This is a genomic window from Pseudomonas sp. PSE1(2024) (genome assembly GCF_050990555.1).
In the GTDB taxonomy this organism is placed as follows: domain Bacteria; phylum Pseudomonadota; class Gammaproteobacteria; order Pseudomonadales; family Pseudomonadaceae; genus Aquipseudomonas; species Aquipseudomonas aphyarum.
This window is the reverse complement of record NZ_CP158967.1, coordinates 481800-498048: the sequence shown is the minus strand read 5'-3', so window position 1 is coordinate 498048 and position 16249 is coordinate 481800. Positions and strand designations below refer to the sequence as shown.

Here is a 16249-nt window from a genome sequence, read left to right as displayed (position 1 = left end):
CGGACCATGCAAACTCGTGACGACATCTTCAACACCCTGCGCGATGCCCTGGTCGAGCTGTTCGAACTGGACCCGGCTCGCGTGAGCCTGGAATCCAACCTGTATCAGGATCTGGAAATCGACAGCATCGACGCCGTCGACCTGATCGATCACATCAAACGCCAGACCGGCAAGAAAATCGCCGCCGAGGAATTCAAGTCGGTACGCACCGTCAGTGACGTGGTCGAGGCGGTCTACCGTCTGGTTCAACCGGCCGCATGAGCCGACTGATCGGCCTCGGCCTGCTGCTGGCAGGCCTGCTGTATCCCTTTGCGGTGTATTTCGGCATGGAGCATTTCGCACCATGGCAGTTCGGCCTGCTGCTGGGCGGCCTGTGGCTGGCCCGGGCGCTGACCGGCGAACGCAAGCCCGGCAGTTTGTGGATGGCCTGCGTGGCGATCGTGTTCTGCCTGCTGCTGGCGGTGTTCGACAGCACTTTGCTGTTGCGTTGGTACCCGGTGCTGATCAGCGGCTTCATGCTGGTGCTGTTCAGCCTGAGCCTGAAATACGGCCCGCCGATGGTCGAGCGTCTGGCTCGCCTGCGTGAACCGCAACTGCCGCCCAAGGCGATTCGTTACACCCGCCAGGTCACCGTGGCCTGGAGCGTGTTTTTCTTTTGCAACGGTTTGTGCGCCGCCCTGCTGACACTGTGGGCGCCGCTGAACTGGTGGATGTTGTACACCGGCCTGATCTCCTACGGATTGATCGGCCTGATGTTTGCCATTGAATGGCTGATACGACAACGGGTAAGAGGTCGCCCATGAACTGGATAAAACTTGAGCAGCTGTTGCTCAAGGATCTGCCGCAGCGCGCAATCACCGTCGTGCCGGCACTCGATCACGCAAACCTGCGCGAACAGGCCCTGAGTCTGGCGGCAGGTCTGCAAGCGCGCGGCGTACAACGTCTGGCGGTGCATCTGGAAGATGCCGCCGACCTGGCCGTCGCCCTGCTCGGCGCCTGGCGCGCGGGCGTCAGCGTATTGCTGCCTTCGGATCTGCAAGCGCAGACCCGCCAGCGCTGGTCGAACGACGTCGATCTGTGGCTGACCGATCAGGCCGATGACGCCCGCCTGAGCGATGTGCTGCAACCTCCCCTGCCCGCTGCCGAACTGGATCTCGACCAGTGCCGCTTGAGCCTGTGCACCTCCGGCTCCAGCGGCGAGCCCAAGCGCATCGACAAATCCCTGCGCCAACTGGCCAACGAAGTCGAAGCCCTTGAGCAACTGTGGGGCGCGGATCTCGGTGAGGCCTGCATTCTTGGCAGCGTCGCCACCCAGCACATCTACGGCTTGCTGTTCCGCGTGCTGTGGCCGATGTGCGCCGGGCGCCCGTTCCTGCGCAAACAACTGGCCTTCCCGGAAGACCTGCAACGCGCCAGCCGCGAGCACCCGGCCTTCGCCTGGGTCGCCAGTCCGGCGCTGCTCAAACGCATGGGCGACAACCTCGACTGGCCAGCCCTGAGCGTCGTGCGCCGGGTGTTTTCGTCCGGTGGCGCACTGCCGGCTGACGCCGCACAAAGCCTGCATCAACGCCTGGGACAGTGGCCGACGGAAATCCTCGGCAGCTCGGAAACCGGCGGCATCGCCTGGCGTCAGGGCGAATCGTTGTGGCAACCGTTTTCCGGCGTCGAGTTGAGCCAGGACAGCGACGGGGCCTTGCTGATCGCTTCGCCTTACCTGCCCGCCGGGCATGTCGAACACACCGCCGATGCGGCGCGCATTCAGGCCGATGGCCGCTTTGAATTGCTCGGGCGGCTCGACCGGATCGTCAAACTCGAAGAAAAACGTATCTCTCTGCCGATGCTAGAACAGGCGCTGGTGGCCCACGACTGGGTCGCCGAAGCGCGTCTGGGCGTGGTGCAGGAAAACCGCGCGTCCCTCGGCGCGCTGCTGGTGCTCAGCGAATCCGGCCTGTTTGCCCTGCGCGAACACGGTCGGCGTAGCCTGACCGAAACCCTGCGCCGTCATCTCGGCGACCATTGCGAGGCCCTCGCCCTGCCTCGCCGCTGGCGTCTGCTGCGACAGTTGCCGCTGACCTCGCAGGGCAAGTTGCCTCAAGCCGACGTCGAAGCCTTGCTGTTGGCGCCACGGCCCAAAGCACCGGAGATTCTGGAGCAGGCTGAAACCGAGGGCGAATGGAACCTGCAATTGAGCGTTCCGCCGGATCTGGCCTACTTCAGCGGCCACTTCCCCAAGGCCCCGGTACTGCCGGGCGTGGTGCAGGTCGAATGGGCGCTGAACCTGGGTCGGCAACTGCTGAACCTGCCCGGCGCGTTCGCCGGCATGGAAGTGCTGAAATTCCAGCAACTGGTGCGCCCCGGCGATGAAATCCAGTTGCACCTGCGCTTCGACCCGGAGCGCGGCAAGTTGTATTTCGCCTACCGCAACGACACCGCGACCTGCTCCAGCGGGCGGATTCTGCTGGGAGTTGGCGATGCATAATCCTTGCGCCGTGATCCCGGTCTACAACCACGAAACCGCCATCGGCACGGTGGTCGACGCCCTGCTCGCCCAGGATCTGCCGTGCATTCTGGTGGACGATGCCAGCAGCAAATCCTGCGCGGCGGTGCTCGACGCGCTGGCCGAGCGCGAGCGGGTGTATCTGGTGCGCCTCACTGCCAATCAGGGCAAGGGCGGCGCGGTGATGACCGGTCTGCGTGAAGCGGCGCGACTGGGCTTCAGCCATGCCTTGCAGGTCGACGCCGACGGTCAGCACGACTTGCAGGATGTCGCGCGTTTCATCGAGGAATCCCGCGCTCACCCCAAGTCGCTGGTCTGCGGCTATCCGCTGTACGACGCCAGCGTGCCCAAGGGCCGTTTGTATGCGCGTTATCTGACCCACGTGATGGTGTGGATCAACACCTTGTCGCTGCAGATTCGCGATTCGATGTGCGGCTTCCGGGTGTATCCGCTGGAACCGACGCTGGGCGTGATCGACTCGGCGCGGATCGGCAAGCGCATGGATTTCGACTCGGACATTCTGGTGCGCCTGTCATGGCGCAATCAGCCGATGCGCTGGTTGCAGACCAGCGTGCATTACCCGCTGGACGGCGTGTCGCACTTTCGCCTGTTCCACGACAACGTACTGATTTCGAGCATGCACACGCGCCTGTTCTTCGGCATGTTGCTGCGTCTGCCCGCAATCCTCTGGCGACGGTGGCGCGCATGACTATCGAGACCGACAAGAAGCACTGGGCCGACCGCGAAGAGCGCGGCAGTTTCCTGCTGATGAAATTCACCGCGTTCGCCGCCAAAGTCCTTGGCCGACGCCTGCTGAGTCCGTTGCTGTACGGCATCGTTCTGTACTTTTTCCTGTTCGGCCGCACCGCCCGGCGCAGTGCCTGGCAGTATCAACAGCGCCTCGCCGACTGGAGCGGTCGCCACGAATTGCGCCCGACCCGGTGGCGGGTGTTCCGCCAGTTCATGGCATTCGCCGATTCGCTGCTCGACAAGCTCGACGTGTGGAACGGCAAGCTGAAGATCGAGCAGATCGAAATCATCGACCCGGCGCTGCTGCGCAATCAGTTGCGCGGCAGTCGCGGGCAAATGCTGGTGGGCGCGCACCTGGGCAACCTCGAAGTGTGCCGGGCGCTGGCGGAGCTGGGCGAAAAAGTCACGATGAACGTGCTGGTGCACACCAAGCACGCCGAGCAGTTCAATCGCCTGCTGGGCGAGGCCGGGGCGACCAACCTGCGTCTGATCCAGGTCAGCGAACTGGACCCGGTGATCATGCTGCAACTGCACGAACGCCTGGAGCGCGGCGAGTGGCTGGCGATTGCCGGCGACCGCGTGCCGCTGCATGGCGGGCGCAGCGTGACCGTGGACTTTCTCGGCCACCCGGCGCCGTTCCCGCAAGGGCCGTGGCTGCTGGCCGGCCTGCTTAAATGCCCGGTCAACCTGCTGATGTGCCTCAAGCAACCAGACGGACACTACCGCCTGACCCTCGAACCGTTCGCCGACGCCGTCGTGTGGTCACGCCGCGAGCGCGAACAGGTCATTCATCAGTGGGCCACCCGCTACGCGCAACGCCTGAGTCACTATTGCCTCGAAGCACCGTGCCAATGGTTCAACTTTTACCCATTCTGGAAAACCGATGACAACGCCAACTCCTGAGCCGGTCACCTTCGGCGAACGCCCTTTGCGCATCGAAGACGTGCTGGCCCTGGCCAACCGTCAGGCGCCCGTGCAGTTGCAGAGCGACGCGCCTTATCGCGAACGCATCGCCAAGGGCGCGCGGTTCCTCGATTCGCTGCTGGACAAGGAAGGCGTGATCTACGGCGTGACCACCGGTTACGGCGATTCCTGCGTGGTCGCGGTGCCGTTGCATCACGTCGAGGCGCTGCCGCGTCATCTCTACACCTTCCACGGCTGCGGGCTGGGCAAACTGCTCGACGCTCAGGCCACCCGTGCAGTGCTGGCGGCGCGTTTGCAGTCGCTGTGCCACGGCGTGTCCGGGGTGCGCATCGAGTTGCTTGAACGCCTGCATGCCTTCCTTGAACACGACATTTTGCCGCTGATTCCTGAAGAGGGTTCGGTAGGCGCCAGCGGCGATCTGACGCCGCTGTCCTACGTCGCCGCAACCCTGTCCGGCGAGCGTGAAGTGATGTTCCGTGGCGAACGCCGCCAGGCTGCCGATGTGCACCGCGAACTGGGTTGGACGCCTTTGGTGCTGCGCCCGAAAGAAGCGCTGGCATTGATGAACGGCACCGCCGTGATGACCGGTCTGGCCTGCCTGGCTTACGCCCGCGCCGATTACCTGCTGCAACTGGCCACCCGCATCACCGCGCTGAACGTGGTGGCGCTGCAAGGCAATCCGGAACACTTCGACGAGCGCCTGTTCGCCGCCAAGCCGCATCCGGGTCAGATGCAGGTTGCCGCGTGGCTGCGCAAGGATCTGGCGATCGACGCGCCGACCGCGCCGCTGCACCGCTTGCAGGATCGTTACTCGCTACGCTGTGCACCGCATGTGCTCGGCGTGCTGGCCGACAGCCTGAACTGGCTGCGCTCGTTCATCGAGACCGAACTCAACAGCGCCAACGACAACCCGATCATCGACGCCGAAGCCGAGCGCGTGCTGCACGGTGGGCACTTCTACGGCGGACACATCGCGTTCGCCATGGACAGCCTGAAAAACCTCGTGGCCAACGTCGCCGACCTGCTCGACCGACAACTCGCGCTACTGGTGGACGAGCGTTACAACCACGGTTTGCCGAGCAACCTGTCGGGCGCCAGCGCCGACCGCGCGATGCTCAACCACGGCTTCAAGGCCGTGCAGATCGGCGCCAGTGCCTGGACCGCCGAAGCGTTGAAAAACACCATGCCGGCCAGCGTGTTCTCGCGCTCCACCGAGTGCCACAACCAGGACAAGGTGAGCATGGGCACCATCGCCGCTCGCGACGCCATTCGGGTGCTGGAGCTGACCGAACAGGTCGCCGCCGCCACGTTGCTCGCGGCCAATCAGGGCGTGTGGCTGCGCGGTCGCGATGCAGACGCGCGTCCGCTGCCACCGTCGCTGGCCGCCATGCACGAACAACTGGCCCAGGACTTCCCGCCGGTGATCGAAGACCGCGCCTTGGAAGGCGAACTGCGCCTGTGTCTGCAACGCATCGCCGAACAACACTGGAGGCTGCATGCGTAGTGCCGGAGTGCTTCACGCCGATACGGAAATCCTCGTGCCGTTTTTTGACGTCGACACCATGCACGTCGTCTGGCACGGCCATTACGTGAAATACCTGGAAGTGGCACGTTGCGCATTGCTCGACAAGATCGGCCACAACTACAACCAGATGGTCGACTCGGGCTATGCGTGGCCGGTGATCGACCTGCAACTGCGCTACGTGCGCGGCGCGGTGTTCGGCCAGCGGCTGAACGTGCGCGCCAGTCTGGTGGAGTGGGAAAACCGGCTGAAGATTAACTACCTGATCACCGACGCCCAGACCGGCGAGCGCCTGACCCGCGCGAGCTCGGTACAGGTCGCCGTCGAGATGAGCAGCCGCGAGATGCAACTGGCCTCGCCGAAAGTCTTCACCGATGCCGTGGAAAGGATGCTGCGATGAATGTGCTGTTGAAATCCCTTGGGGCCCTGGCGCTGCTGACGCTGTCGTCGCTGGCCAACGCCTTCGACCTGCAACAGTTGAGCGAGCAACTGGCGAAACCGGACGTGATCCACGGCCAGTTCACCCAGGAAAAACACCTGCGCGCCCTGCCCCAGCCGCTGATCAGCAAGGGCAGCTTCGTGCTGGCGAAAAACCACGGCCTGCTGTGGCTGCTGAAAACCCCGCTGCAACAGGATTACCGCATTAGCGCCAAGGGCATCGCCCGACGTGATGCCACCGGCTGGCAACTGCTGCCGAACAAGAGCGCCGGGGCCGAGCAGAACCGTTTGTTCCTCGCCGTACTGCAAGGCGACAGCAGCGGTCTGCAACGGGATTTCGAACTGGCCCTGAGCGGCGATGCGCAGAAATGGCAACTGACCCTGACCCCGCGCTCGGTGCTGCTCAAGCAGGTGTTCAATCAGATCAACATCAGCGGCGGCACCTTGGTGAACACCATCGAACTGCTGGAAACCCAGGGCGACAGCACCGTGTTGCGCATGCAGGACAGCACCGCCGGCCAACCTCTGAGCGACGCGGAGCAACATGACTTTGCCGAGTGAACGCAGGCTGCCCTGGCTGTTCCTGATCCTGCTGCTGGCCGTCGTCGCACTGGGCGCCTGGCAGTGGCGCGACGGCGCGCCGCTGTCGGCCAACCTGATGGAACTGGTGCCCGGCACCCATCCGGACGCCCTCGAACTGCGCGCCGAACAACGCATGCAGGAACCGCTCAACCGCGACATCCTGGTGCTGATCGGTCACGCCGATCGCCAGCAAGCCGTCGCCATGGCCCAGACCCTGGGCGAGCAATGGCAGGCCAGCGGGTTGTTCGAAAAAGTCCAGTGGAACCTGCAAGCGGACCTGCCGGCCCTGCGCACGCAGTTGCTGCAAGGGCGGCTGGCGATGCTCTCGGCGGATGACCGGCAACTGCTGAGCGAACATCCCGACGCCTTTATCCAGCAACGGGTGCAGGCACTGTTCGACCCGTTCACCGGGTTCAGTCTGGTGCCGAGCCAGGACGACTGGCTGGGTCTGACCGGGCGCATCCAGAACAGCCAGCCGCAACATGGCGCGGTGCAACTGGACATCGGCAGTGGCGCGTTGATCGCCGATGCCGACGGCAAAAGCTGGGTGCTGCTGCGCGCACGCACTACCGGCAGCGCCTTCGACATGAATCAACCGCTGCAAGTCGCCGCCCTGTTGCAACACAGCCGTGAACAAGCGGCTCGCGCCGACGTACAACTGCTGGCCGCCAGCGGCCTGCTGTACGCCGCCAACGGTCAGCAGCAGGCGACCCGGGAAATGACCTGGGTCGGCGGCGGCGCCACCATCGGCATCCTGTTGCTGTTGCTGCTCGCCTTCCGCCGCTGGCGGGTGCTGCTGGCGTTCATTCCGGTGCTGGTCGGCATGCTGTTCGGTGCGGTGGCCTGTGTTGCGCTGTTCGGGCACATGCACGTGATGACGCTGGTGCTCGGCTCCAGCCTGATCGGCGTGGCGGTGGATTACCCGCTGCACTACCTGTCCAAGAGCTGGAGCCTCAAGCCGTGGCACAGCTGGCCGGCGTTGCGCCTGACCCTGTCCGGGCTGACGTTGAGCCTGATCACCAGCGCCATCGGTTACCTGGCACTGGCCTGGACGCCCTTCCCGGCGCTGACCCAGATCGCGGTGTTCTCCGCCGCCGGTTTGCTCGGCGCCTACCTGTCGGCGGTGTGCCTGCTGCCGGCGCTGCTGAAAAACGTCGAACTGCGCCCGGCGCAATGGCCGCTGCAACTGGCCGAGCGTCTGGTGCGGTTGCGGGAAACCCTGCTCGAGCACGTCAGGACGCCGGTGTTGCTGGCCCTGCTGATCGCCTTCTGCGTCGGTGGCCTGCTGCAACTGGAGAGCAAGAACGACATTCGCCAGTGGGTCGGCGCGCCGCAACGTCTGACCGATGAGGCGCAGACCATTGCGCGGATTACCGGCTACCAGCCGACCAGCCAGTTCTTCCTGGTGCGCGCCGCCGATCAGCAGCAATTGCTGGAACGGCAAGCGGCCCTGAGCGAGCGGCTGGATCAACTGGTCAACCTCGACAAGTTGCAGGGTTATCTGGCGCTCAATCAACTGGTCAGCCCGCCGGCTCAGCAGCAACAAGTGCGTGAGGCGCTGAGCAAGTTGCCGCAGTTCTGGCAGCCGTTGCTGGAGGTCGGCGTGCCGCTGGCGGCGCTGCAAACCGAGCTGAAACAGTTACAGGAACTGCCCGCCGAAGACATCGATGCAGCACTGGCCGGTCCGCTCGGCGAGCCCTACCGCACGTTGTGGCTGGGGCCGACCGAGGACGGCGTGGCAGCGATGGTCAGCCTGCAAGGCCTGAACAATCCGTCGCTGTTGCGGGTGCAGGCGCTGGACCTGCCCGGCGTGATGCTGGTGGACCGGCTTGGCGATCTGAACAAGGTGTTCGCCCAGACCCAGATCAGCGCTGCTGAACTGAAACTCGCGTCCTGCGTATTGATCGTGCTGGTGCTGATGCTGCCGTTCGGCCTCGGCGGCGCGCTGCGGATCGTCGCCCTGCCGCTGCTCGCTGCGCTGTGCAGCGTCGCCAGCCTGGGCTGGCTCGGTCAGCCGCTGACCCTGTTCAGCCTGTTCGGCCTGCTGCTGGTGACGGCGATCAGCGTCGACTACGCGATCCTCATGCGCGAGCAGGTCGGCGGTGCGGCCGTGAGCCTGCTTGGCACCTTGCTCGCGGCCGCCACCACCTGGCTGTCGTTCGGGCTGCTGGCGGTGTCGAGCACGCCGGCGGTGAGTAACTTCGGCCTGTCGGTGAGCCTCGGTCTGGCCTTTAGCTTCATGCTCGCGCCGTGGGCCGGGCGTCAGGCCCACGCGGTTGCAGTCACGGAGCCTTCAGCATGATGGTGGTGATTTTCTGGCTGATGGCCCTGTCGCTGTTCTTCGTCGCCACCCGGGTCGGCCGGCACTTCGGGTTGATCCCGATCGTCAGCCAATTGCTGCTGGCAAGCTTCGGCCTGCCGCTGTTGATGTACTTCTGGATCGAACCGGGCTGGCAACTCAACGGCGCCGAACTGATCGCGCCGGGCTGGCTGAAAAACCTCTACAGCCTGAGCTTCGCCCTGCTGCTGGGGCACATCCTCAGCGACGTGATCGACCTGCGCCTGGACCGCCAGAGCGTGAAGATCGCCCTGCCGAGTTTCGCCGTGCCGTTCACCTGCGGCCTCGCGACGGCGTACTGGCTGTTGCCGGCGCAGCCGTGGATCAACTCGCTGGCGATCGGTCTGGTGTTCGCCATCACCGCGATTCCGGTGTTGTACCTGTACCTGCGCCACATCGATTACCCGCCCGCCGCCACCCGGCGTCTGGTGCAGACCGCGATCCTGATCGACCTGACCTGCTGGACGCTGTTCGGCCTCGCCCAGGGCAGCCTGCACCTGAGCAGTCTGCTGCTACCGCTGGGAATGGCCTGCGTACCGGTGCTGCTGCGGGTATTCGGCATCCGCCGGCCATTGACCTACAGCCTTGGTTTTTTTGCGCTATTGGTGCTGGCCGAACACTACAAACTCAACGCACTGATTTTCGGCATCGGTTATCTGCTGTGCATGGCCGCGCTCAAGGTGCCGCTGGTATTGCCGCTGCCGGCGCACTGGATGAACCGCTTGCAGACCTGGGTCGCGATTCCGCTGATCCTCACTTTCGGCATCGTCCAGATCGACGTACACAGCGCCCTCGCCAGCCTCGGCGCCGTGCAATGGGCGGCGCTGCTGCTGTTGCCGATCGCCAGCAAAATCCTGGGCAACTGGCTCGGCCTCGGCTGGGCCGGCGCGTCGTTCGCAGGCGCCAGTCGCTGGCGCGAAAGCGTGCTGCTGAACATTCGCGGCTTGAGCGAAATCGTTTTTCTCAACCTGCTGTTGCAACAACAGCTCATCAGTCCGGCGCTGTACTTTGCGCTAATGCTGATGGGTCTGATCGCGACGCTGTTGCCGGCCTTCATCGGCCTGCACCGGGCGTCACTGAACCCTATTGCCGTACCCAGGAGCTCGCGTGCCAATCGTTGAAATGGAATCCCGTCAGGTCGTGATCATCGGCGCGGGCCCCTCCGGCGCCATTGCCGCCGCACTGCTCAAGCGCAAGGGGCACGACGTGCTGGTGATCGAGCGCCAGCATTTCCCGAGGTTCTCCATCGGTGAAAGCCTGCTCTGCCATTGCCTGGATTTCGTCGAAGAAGCCGGCATGCTCGAAGCGGTAAATGCCGCCGGGTTCCAGCGCAAGAACGGTGCGGCGTTCGCCTGGGGCGAGCGCTACAGCGCCTTCGATTTTGGTGACACCTTCACCGCCGGCAAGCCCACGACCCTACAGGTGCAACGCGCCGACTTCGACAAGTTGCTGGCCGATCAGGCGGCGTTGCAGGGCGCGGAAATCCGCTACGGCGACGCGATTGTCAGCGTCGATTTCGAACGCCCGCGACCGCAGCTGAATGTGCGCCGCGAAGACGGCAGCGAGTACCGCGTCGAAGCTGGCTTTGTCCTCGATGCCAGCGGTTACGGCCGCGTGCTGTCGCGTCTGCTCGACTTGGAAGCACCATCGAACTTCCCGGTTCGCCAGGCCGTTTTCACCCACGTTGAAGACCATATCGATCACCCCGGTTTCGACCGCGAGAAGATCCTCATCACCACTCACCCGCAGCACCGCGATATCTGGTTCTGGTCGATCCCGTTCAGCAACGGTCGCTGCTCCGTCGGCGTGGTGGCTGCCGCTGAACATTTCGCGGGCCGCGATACCGACCTCGACGCCTGCCTGCGCGGGTTCATCGCCGAAACCCCGAGCCTGGCCAAGGTGCTGAACAACGCCGTGTGGGACACCCCGGCGCGCACTCTCGGCGGCTATGCGGCGAACGTCAAAACCCTGCACGGCCCGGGCTTTGCGCTGCTGGGCAACGCGGCGGAATTTCTCGACCCGGTGTTCTCCTCCGGCGTGACCATTGCCATGCGTTCCGCGAGCATGGCCGCCGCTGTGCTGCACCGGCAGTTGCAGGGCGAAACGGTGGACTGGCAGCGAGAGTTCGCCGAGCCGCTGAAACGCGGGGTCGACACTTTCCGCTGCTACGTCGAAGGCTGGTACGCCGGCACTTTCCAGGACGTGATTTTCCACGAGCAAGGCTCCCCGGAAATCCGCCGCATGATCTGCTCGATCCTCGCCGGCTACGCCTGGGACGAACGCAACCCGTTCGTCAGTGAAGCGCGCCGTCGGCTGAAAACGATCTCCGAACTCTGTGCAAGGGACGACACATGAATTATCTGAGCGACAACTACGTCGAGGAAACCCGCTTCGGCTTCTGGTTCCTGCGCAGCCACACCTGGCAGCACCATGTGCTGCGCGTGGCGATCAACGATCTGCGCGGACTGTTCAGCGAATCGTTGCCGGCCAACCCGGTGCTGCTGGACGCTGGTTGCGGCCAAGGCAAGTCGTTCGGTCACCTGCGCCAGACCTTCGCGCCACAGCGCCTGATCGGCGTCGATGCCGATCCGCACAGCCTGGAATTGAGCGCCGCCGAGGCCGCGCGTCTGGGCTTCGACGTCGATCTGATCGGCAGCGACTGCGCGACGCTCAATGTGCCGGACGCCAGCGTCGATCTGCTGTTCTGTCACCAGACCTTCCATCATCTGGTGGAGCAGGAAAAAGCCCTCGCCGAGTTCTATCGGGTGCTCAAACCCGGTGGTTATCTGCTGTTCGCCGAGTCCACCGAGGCTTACATTGATACGTGGGTGATTCGCTGGCTGTTCCGTCATCCGATGCACGTGCAAAAGAGCGCGGCGCAGTACCTGGAGATGATTCGCCAGCAGGGTTTCGAGTTCGGCGAACAGAACGTTTCGTACCCGTACCTGTGGTGGAGCCGGTCGAAGGATTTCGGCCTGCTCGAGCGTTTTGGATTGCACAAACCAAAACCATTCGGCCAGCGGGAAGAAACCCTGGTCAACGTGGTGGCCCGCAAACCCTTGAACGAGGCTGTCTGATGTTGCGTGTTCTGCTGCTCGCCTGCGTCTTGCTGCTCGGTGCCTGCGCCAGTCAGGCGCCGCTGCCGGCCGGCAACCCGAGCCTGCCGCTGCCGATGCAACTGCATATCGAGCGTCACCTGGCCGGGCAACAGCAAGACTGGTTGCTGGTGATCCAGCGCGAAGGCCCCGGCATCCGCTGGTCGATGATGGATCCGCTGGGCATTCCCCAGGCGCGCCAGCAGTTGATCGACGGGCACTGGCAGGCCGACGGCCTGCTGCCGCCCAACCCGGAAGCCCGGGAGCTGTTCGCCGCGCTGCTGTTCGCCCTGACCCCGGCGGGCGAGCTGTCGCGCAACTACCCCGACGCGCAGCAACAGGGCAACCAACGTTCCCTGCCGACGCGTTGGGACATTCGTTACACCCAACCCTTGAGCTTCGAATTGAACCTGTCACAAGGCCCGCACTATCGCGTAACGCCACTCGGTGAACCGACGTCATGACCGCCTATCTCAATGCCCTCGGCGTGATCTGCGCCCTGGGGCGCGACAAGCAAGCCGTGGCACGCAACCTGTTTGCCGGCGACTGCTCGGGCATGCGCCGCGAGTCCGGCTGGGTGCCGGAGCGCGAACTGCCGGTGGCCGCCGTGCACGGTGATCTGGCGCCGATTCCCGAGGCGCTGGCCGACCAGCGCAGCCGCAACAATCAACTGTTGCTGGAAGCCGCGTTGCAGATTCGCGATGACATCGAGCAGGCGATCCAGACGTACGGGCGCGAGCGCATCGGCGTGGTACTCGGCACCAGCACTTCCGGTATCGACGAGGCCAGTCGCGGCCTGGCGCACTACATTCGCGACCACCAGTTCCCGACCGATTACGACTACCGGCAACAGGAACTCGGCGCCCCGGCGAATTTCCTCGCCGACTGGCTGCAACTGAGCGGCCCGACCTATGTGATTTCCACCGCCTGCACCTCCAGCGCACGCGCGCTGATGAGCGCCCGACGCCTGCTCGATCTAGGCCTGTGCGACGCCGTGCTGTGCGGCGGTGTCGACAGCCTGTGCAAACTGACCCTCAACGGTTTCAGTGCGCTGGAAGCGGTGTCCGACGAGCGCTGTAATCCGTTTTCCGCCAACCGCAACGGCATCAACATCGGCGAAGCGGCGGTGCTGTTCGTGATGAGCAAAGCACGCGGCGCAGGGCCGGGCATCGCCCTGCTCGGCGCTGGCGCCAGCTCCGACGCGCACCATATTTCCGCACCGGAACCGAGCGGCCGTGGCGCACTGCAATCGATGCAAAAAGCCCTCGATCAAGCCCACCTGCAAGCCGGCGACATCAGCTACCTGAACCTGCACGGCACCGCGACCCAGCACAACGACGCCATGGAAAGCCTGGCCGTCGCCGCACTGTTTGCCGAAGGCGTGCCGTGTTCCTCGACCAAACCGATGACCGGCCACACCCTCGGCGCCGCCGGCGCACTGGAAGCGGCGTTCTGCTGGTTGAGCCTGAGTACCGACAACCCTGACCACGCTTTGCCGCCGCACGTCTGGGATGGCCAGCCGGATACGGACCTTCCACCGCTCAAGTGGGTGACCGCAAGCGAACGCCTGGCGTCCATTGCACCCCGCTACCTGATGAGCAACTCATTTGCCTTCGGTGGCAATAACGTCAGCCTGATTATCGGAGACGCCCCATGACCCACTGGCCGCTCGCCGAACTGCTGCCCCACGCTGGCGACATGATCCTGATCGACCGGATCCTGAGCTTTGACGACGAACAGATCCACACCACCCTCACCGTCCGGCCCGGCGGCCTGTTCAGCCTGCCAGACGGCAGCCTGCCGGCGTGGGTCGGCGTCGAGTTGATGGCGCAAAGCGTCGCCGCGTTCGCCGGCTGCCATGCGCGGCAAAAAGGCAACCCGGTGGAGCTGGGCTTTCTGCTCGGCACACGCAAGTTCGAATGCAATGTCGCGGCCTTTCCGGTTGGCAGCGAACTGACCATCCATGGCCTGCGCTCGCTGGAAGACGACAACGGCATGGGCGTGTTCGAATGCCACATCAACGCGCCCGGCATCGAGGCCAGCGCCCGGCTGAACGTGTTCCGCCCGCCCCACGCGGCGGACTATCTAGAGCAATCCCGCAACGAAACAAACAAGGAGTCGAACGATGACTGAATCAATACTGGTCACCGGCTCCAGCCGTGGCATCGGCCGCGCCATTGCCCTGCGCCTGGCCAGTGCCGGCCACGATATCGTCCTGCATTGCCGCAGCGGCATGACGCAAGCGCAAGCAGTGAAAGCCGAAGTCGAAGCGCTCGGCCGCACCGCGCGCATCCTGCAATTCGACGTGGCTGACCGCGAAACCTGCAAAGCCATCCTCGAAGCCGACGTTGAAGCCCACGGCGCCTACTACGGCGTGGTGCTCAATGCCGGCCTGACCCGCGACGGCGCCTTTCCGGCCCTGAGCGACGATGACTGGGACGTGGTGCTGCGCACCAACCTCGACGGTTTCTACAACGTCCTGCACCCGGTGATGATGCCGATGATCCGCCGCCGCGCCGCTGGTCGCATCGTTTGCATCACCTCGGTCTCGGGGCTGATCGGCAACCGTGGTCAGGTCAATTACAGCGCGTCGAAAGCGGGTGTGATCGGCGCCGCGAAAGCCTTGGCGATCGAACTGGCCAAGCGCAAGATCACGGTCAACTGCGTCGCGCCGGGCCTGATCGACACGGCGATGCTGGATGAAAACGTGCCGGTGGAAGAACTGCTGAAAATGATCCCCGCACAACGCATGGGCACGCCTGAAGAGGTGGCCGGTGCGGTGAATTTCCTGATGTCGGCGGAAGCGTCGTACATCACCCGCCAGGTGCTGGCGGTCAACGGAGGCTTGTGCTGATGAAGCGCGTCGTCGTCACCGGCATGGCCGGCATCACCTCGCTGGGCAGCGACTGGGAGACCATCGCCAGCAATTTCGCCGCCAACCGCAGCGGCATTCGCCGGATGGACGAGTGGGATCGCTTCAGCGAGCTCAACACCCGTCTGGCCGGGCCCATTGATGATTTCCAGGTGCCGGCGCACTGGACCCGCAAACAGCTACGCAGCATGGGCCGTGTTTCGCGGCTGGCCGTCGGCGCGGCGGAAAAAGCGCTGGCCGATGCCGGCCTGCTCGGCGACGAATCGATCAAGGACGGGCGCATGGGCGTGGCCTGTGGCTCGTCCACCGGCAGCACCGACGAGATCAAGGCGTTCGGCAACATGCTGCTCAACTCGGTGGCCGAGGGCCTCAACGCCAACTCCTATGTGCGGATGATGCCGCACACCACGGCGGCGAACATCAGCATCTTCTTCGGCCTCACCGGCCGCTTGATCCCGACCTCCAGCGCCTGCACCAGCGGCAGCCAGGGCATCGGTTACGCCTACGAGGCGATCAAGTTCGGTCGTCTGCCGCTGATGCTCGCCGGCGGCGCCGAAGAGCTGTGCCCGACCGAGGCGATGGTGTTCGACGCGCTGTACGCCACCAGCCTGAAAAATGATGCACCGCACACCTCGCCACGCCCGTACGACAAGGGCCGCGACGGTCTGGTGATCGGCGAGGGCGGCGGCATGCTGGTGCTTGAAGAACTGGAGCATGCCCTGGCACGCGGTGCGCACATTCACGCCGAAATCGTTGGTTTCGGCAGCAACGCCGACGGCCAGCACACCACCCGCCCCGAGCAAGTCACCATGCGCCGGGCAATGGAACTGGCACTGGAAGACGCAGGCCTCACGCCGGACGTCATCGGCTACGTCAACGGCCACGGCACCGCCACCGAACAGGGCGATGTCGCCGAAACCCTGGCAACCAGTGCCCTGTTCGGAGAACGCATGCCGATCAGCTCGCAAAAAAGCTTCCTGGGCCACACCCTCGGCGCCTGCGGGGCGCTGGAATCGTGGTTCAGCATCGAGATGCTCAACCGCGACCTGTACGTGCACACGCTCAATCTCGACGAGGTCGATCCGCACTGCGGCAAGCTCGACTATCTGCGCGGCGAGTTCCGCCAGATGAGCCACGAATACGTGATGAACAACAACTTCGCTTTCGGCGGGGTCAACACCTCGCTGATTTTCCGTCGCTGGCCCCAACCGAATTAATCCAGGTCAAGGAG

Annotated in this window: 17 protein-coding genes; all 17 read left to right on the top strand. The window is 64.4% G+C overall.

All coding sequences use genetic code 11. The features are described 5' to 3' along the window. Window positions 1-6 precede the first annotated feature (6 nt). From ABTV87_RS02210 to ABTV87_RS02130, 17 genes are read left to right on the top strand one after another with little or no spacing between them, the layout of a single operon-like run. On the top strand, window positions 7-261 hold the full coding sequence (locus ABTV87_RS02210; protein ID WP_007947135.1) for an acyl carrier protein: 255 nt from the start codon (window positions 7-9) through the stop codon (window positions 259-261). Beyond that, the gene (locus ABTV87_RS02205; RefSeq protein WP_085608440.1) at window positions 258-803 is read left to right on the top strand and encodes a hypothetical protein; all 546 of its coding nucleotides are present in this window, start codon (window positions 258-260) and stop codon (window positions 801-803) included. Before ABTV87_RS02210 ends, ABTV87_RS02205 begins: the two co-directional genes overlap by 4 nt. After that, a complete protein-coding gene (locus tag ABTV87_RS02200) occupies window positions 800-2479 on the top strand; it encodes an acyl-CoA synthetase family protein (RefSeq protein WP_258712777.1) in 1680 nt (559 codons plus the stop codon). The genes ABTV87_RS02205 and ABTV87_RS02200 overlap by 4 nt, the downstream gene beginning before the upstream one ends. Continuing rightward, window positions 2472-3206: a glycosyltransferase family 2 protein gene (locus tag ABTV87_RS02195; RefSeq protein WP_258712776.1), complete on the top strand. Its 735-nt coding sequence runs from the start codon at window positions 2472-2474 to the stop codon at window positions 3204-3206. The genes ABTV87_RS02200 and ABTV87_RS02195 overlap by 8 nt, the downstream gene beginning before the upstream one ends. Continuing rightward, the gene (locus tag ABTV87_RS02190) at window positions 3203-4150 is read left to right on the top strand and encodes a glycosyl transferase (RefSeq protein ID WP_433898925.1); all 948 of its coding nucleotides are present in this window, start codon (window positions 3203-3205) and stop codon (window positions 4148-4150) included. Before ABTV87_RS02195 ends, ABTV87_RS02190 begins: the two co-directional genes overlap by 4 nt. Then, window positions 4131-5675 carry an HAL/PAL/TAL family ammonia-lyase gene (locus ABTV87_RS02185; RefSeq protein WP_163973891.1) on the top strand — a complete coding sequence of 515 codons (1545 nt, stop codon included), beginning with the start codon at window positions 4131-4133 and terminating at the stop codon, window positions 5673-5675. Before ABTV87_RS02190 ends, ABTV87_RS02185 begins: the two co-directional genes overlap by 20 nt. After that, complete coding sequence (locus ABTV87_RS02180; protein ID WP_085608436.1) at window positions 5668-6093, top strand: acyl-CoA thioesterase; 426 nt, start codon at window positions 5668-5670, stop codon at window positions 6091-6093. The genes ABTV87_RS02185 and ABTV87_RS02180 overlap by 8 nt, the downstream gene beginning before the upstream one ends. Beyond that, window positions 6090-6692, top strand: coding sequence for an outer membrane lipoprotein carrier protein LolA (locus ABTV87_RS02175; RefSeq protein ID WP_258712773.1), 603 nt, complete (start codon window positions 6090-6092; stop codon window positions 6690-6692). Before ABTV87_RS02180 ends, ABTV87_RS02175 begins: the two co-directional genes overlap by 4 nt. Then, window positions 6676-9015: an MMPL family transporter gene (locus ABTV87_RS02170; RefSeq protein WP_258712772.1), complete on the top strand. Its 2340-nt coding sequence runs from the start codon at window positions 6676-6678 to the stop codon at window positions 9013-9015. The genes ABTV87_RS02175 and ABTV87_RS02170 overlap by 17 nt, the downstream gene beginning before the upstream one ends. After that, window positions 9012-10172 carry a sodium:proton antiporter gene (locus tag ABTV87_RS02165; protein WP_258712771.1) on the top strand — a complete coding sequence of 387 codons (1161 nt, stop codon included), beginning with the start codon at window positions 9012-9014 and terminating at the stop codon, window positions 10170-10172. The genes ABTV87_RS02170 and ABTV87_RS02165 overlap by 4 nt, the downstream gene beginning before the upstream one ends. Next, on the top strand, window positions 10159-11406 hold the full coding sequence (locus ABTV87_RS02160) for an NAD(P)/FAD-dependent oxidoreductase (RefSeq protein ID WP_433898924.1): 1248 nt from the start codon (window positions 10159-10161) through the stop codon (window positions 11404-11406). Before ABTV87_RS02165 ends, ABTV87_RS02160 begins: the two co-directional genes overlap by 14 nt. Beyond that, window positions 11403-12128 carry a class I SAM-dependent methyltransferase gene (locus tag ABTV87_RS02155; protein WP_433898923.1) on the top strand — a complete coding sequence of 242 codons (726 nt, stop codon included), beginning with the start codon at window positions 11403-11405 and terminating at the stop codon, window positions 12126-12128. The genes ABTV87_RS02160 and ABTV87_RS02155 overlap by 4 nt, the downstream gene beginning before the upstream one ends. Continuing rightward, window positions 12128-12610, top strand: a complete 483-nt coding sequence (locus tag ABTV87_RS02150) for a hypothetical protein (protein WP_433898922.1) — start codon at window positions 12128-12130, stop codon at window positions 12608-12610. Before ABTV87_RS02155 ends, ABTV87_RS02150 begins: the two co-directional genes overlap by 1 nt. Then, window positions 12607-13803, top strand: a complete 1197-nt coding sequence (locus ABTV87_RS02145) for a beta-ketoacyl-[acyl-carrier-protein] synthase family protein (RefSeq protein WP_258712770.1) — start codon at window positions 12607-12609, stop codon at window positions 13801-13803. The genes ABTV87_RS02150 and ABTV87_RS02145 overlap by 4 nt, the downstream gene beginning before the upstream one ends. Then, window positions 13800-14279, top strand: coding sequence for a hotdog family protein (locus ABTV87_RS02140; RefSeq protein ID WP_007952360.1), 480 nt, complete (start codon window positions 13800-13802; stop codon window positions 14277-14279). The genes ABTV87_RS02145 and ABTV87_RS02140 overlap by 4 nt, the downstream gene beginning before the upstream one ends. Next, window positions 14272-15000, top strand: a complete 729-nt coding sequence (locus ABTV87_RS02135; RefSeq protein WP_258712769.1) for a 3-ketoacyl-ACP reductase FabG2 — start codon at window positions 14272-14274, stop codon at window positions 14998-15000. Before ABTV87_RS02140 ends, ABTV87_RS02135 begins: the two co-directional genes overlap by 8 nt. Beyond that, window positions 15000-16235, top strand: a complete 1236-nt coding sequence (locus ABTV87_RS02130; RefSeq protein WP_221533662.1) for a beta-ketoacyl-ACP synthase — start codon at window positions 15000-15002, stop codon at window positions 16233-16235. The genes ABTV87_RS02135 and ABTV87_RS02130 overlap by 1 nt, the downstream gene beginning before the upstream one ends. Window positions 16236-16249: the final 14 nt, after the last annotated feature.

Bases quoted from the DNA above. Each gene is read 5' to 3' on its own strand.
- ABTV87_RS02210 (WP_007947135.1), top strand. From the start codon at position 7: ATGCAAACTCGTGACGACATCTTCAACACCCTGCGCGATGCCCTGGTC.
- ABTV87_RS02205 (WP_085608440.1), top strand. From the start codon at position 258: ATGAGCCGACTGATCGGCCTCGGCCTGCTGCTGGCAGGCCTGCTGTAT.
- ABTV87_RS02200 (WP_258712777.1), top strand. From the start codon at position 800: ATGAACTGGATAAAACTTGAGCAGCTGTTGCTCAAGGATCTGCCGCAG.
- ABTV87_RS02195 (WP_258712776.1), top strand. From the start codon at position 2,472: ATGCATAATCCTTGCGCCGTGATCCCGGTCTACAACCACGAAACCGCC.
- ABTV87_RS02190 (WP_433898925.1), top strand. From the start codon at position 3,203: ATGACTATCGAGACCGACAAGAAGCACTGGGCCGACCGCGAAGAGCGC.
- ABTV87_RS02185 (WP_163973891.1), top strand. From the start codon at position 4,131: ATGACAACGCCAACTCCTGAGCCGGTCACCTTCGGCGAACGCCCTTTG.
- ABTV87_RS02180 (WP_085608436.1), top strand. From the start codon at position 5,668: ATGCGTAGTGCCGGAGTGCTTCACGCCGATACGGAAATCCTCGTGCCG.
- ABTV87_RS02175 (WP_258712773.1), top strand. From the start codon at position 6,090: ATGAATGTGCTGTTGAAATCCCTTGGGGCCCTGGCGCTGCTGACGCTG.
- ABTV87_RS02170 (WP_258712772.1), top strand. From the start codon at position 6,676: ATGACTTTGCCGAGTGAACGCAGGCTGCCCTGGCTGTTCCTGATCCTG.
- ABTV87_RS02165 (WP_258712771.1), top strand. From the start codon at position 9,012: ATGATGGTGGTGATTTTCTGGCTGATGGCCCTGTCGCTGTTCTTCGTC.
- ABTV87_RS02155 (WP_433898923.1), top strand. From the start codon at position 11,403: ATGAATTATCTGAGCGACAACTACGTCGAGGAAACCCGCTTCGGCTTC.
- ABTV87_RS02150 (WP_433898922.1), top strand. From the start codon at position 12,128: ATGTTGCGTGTTCTGCTGCTCGCCTGCGTCTTGCTGCTCGGTGCCTGC.
- ABTV87_RS02145 (WP_258712770.1), top strand. From the start codon at position 12,607: ATGACCGCCTATCTCAATGCCCTCGGCGTGATCTGCGCCCTGGGGCGC.
- ABTV87_RS02140 (WP_007952360.1), top strand. From the start codon at position 13,800: ATGACCCACTGGCCGCTCGCCGAACTGCTGCCCCACGCTGGCGACATG.
- ABTV87_RS02135 (WP_258712769.1), top strand. From the start codon at position 14,272: ATGACTGAATCAATACTGGTCACCGGCTCCAGCCGTGGCATCGGCCGC.
- ABTV87_RS02130 (WP_221533662.1), top strand. From the start codon at position 15,000: ATGAAGCGCGTCGTCGTCACCGGCATGGCCGGCATCACCTCGCTGGGC.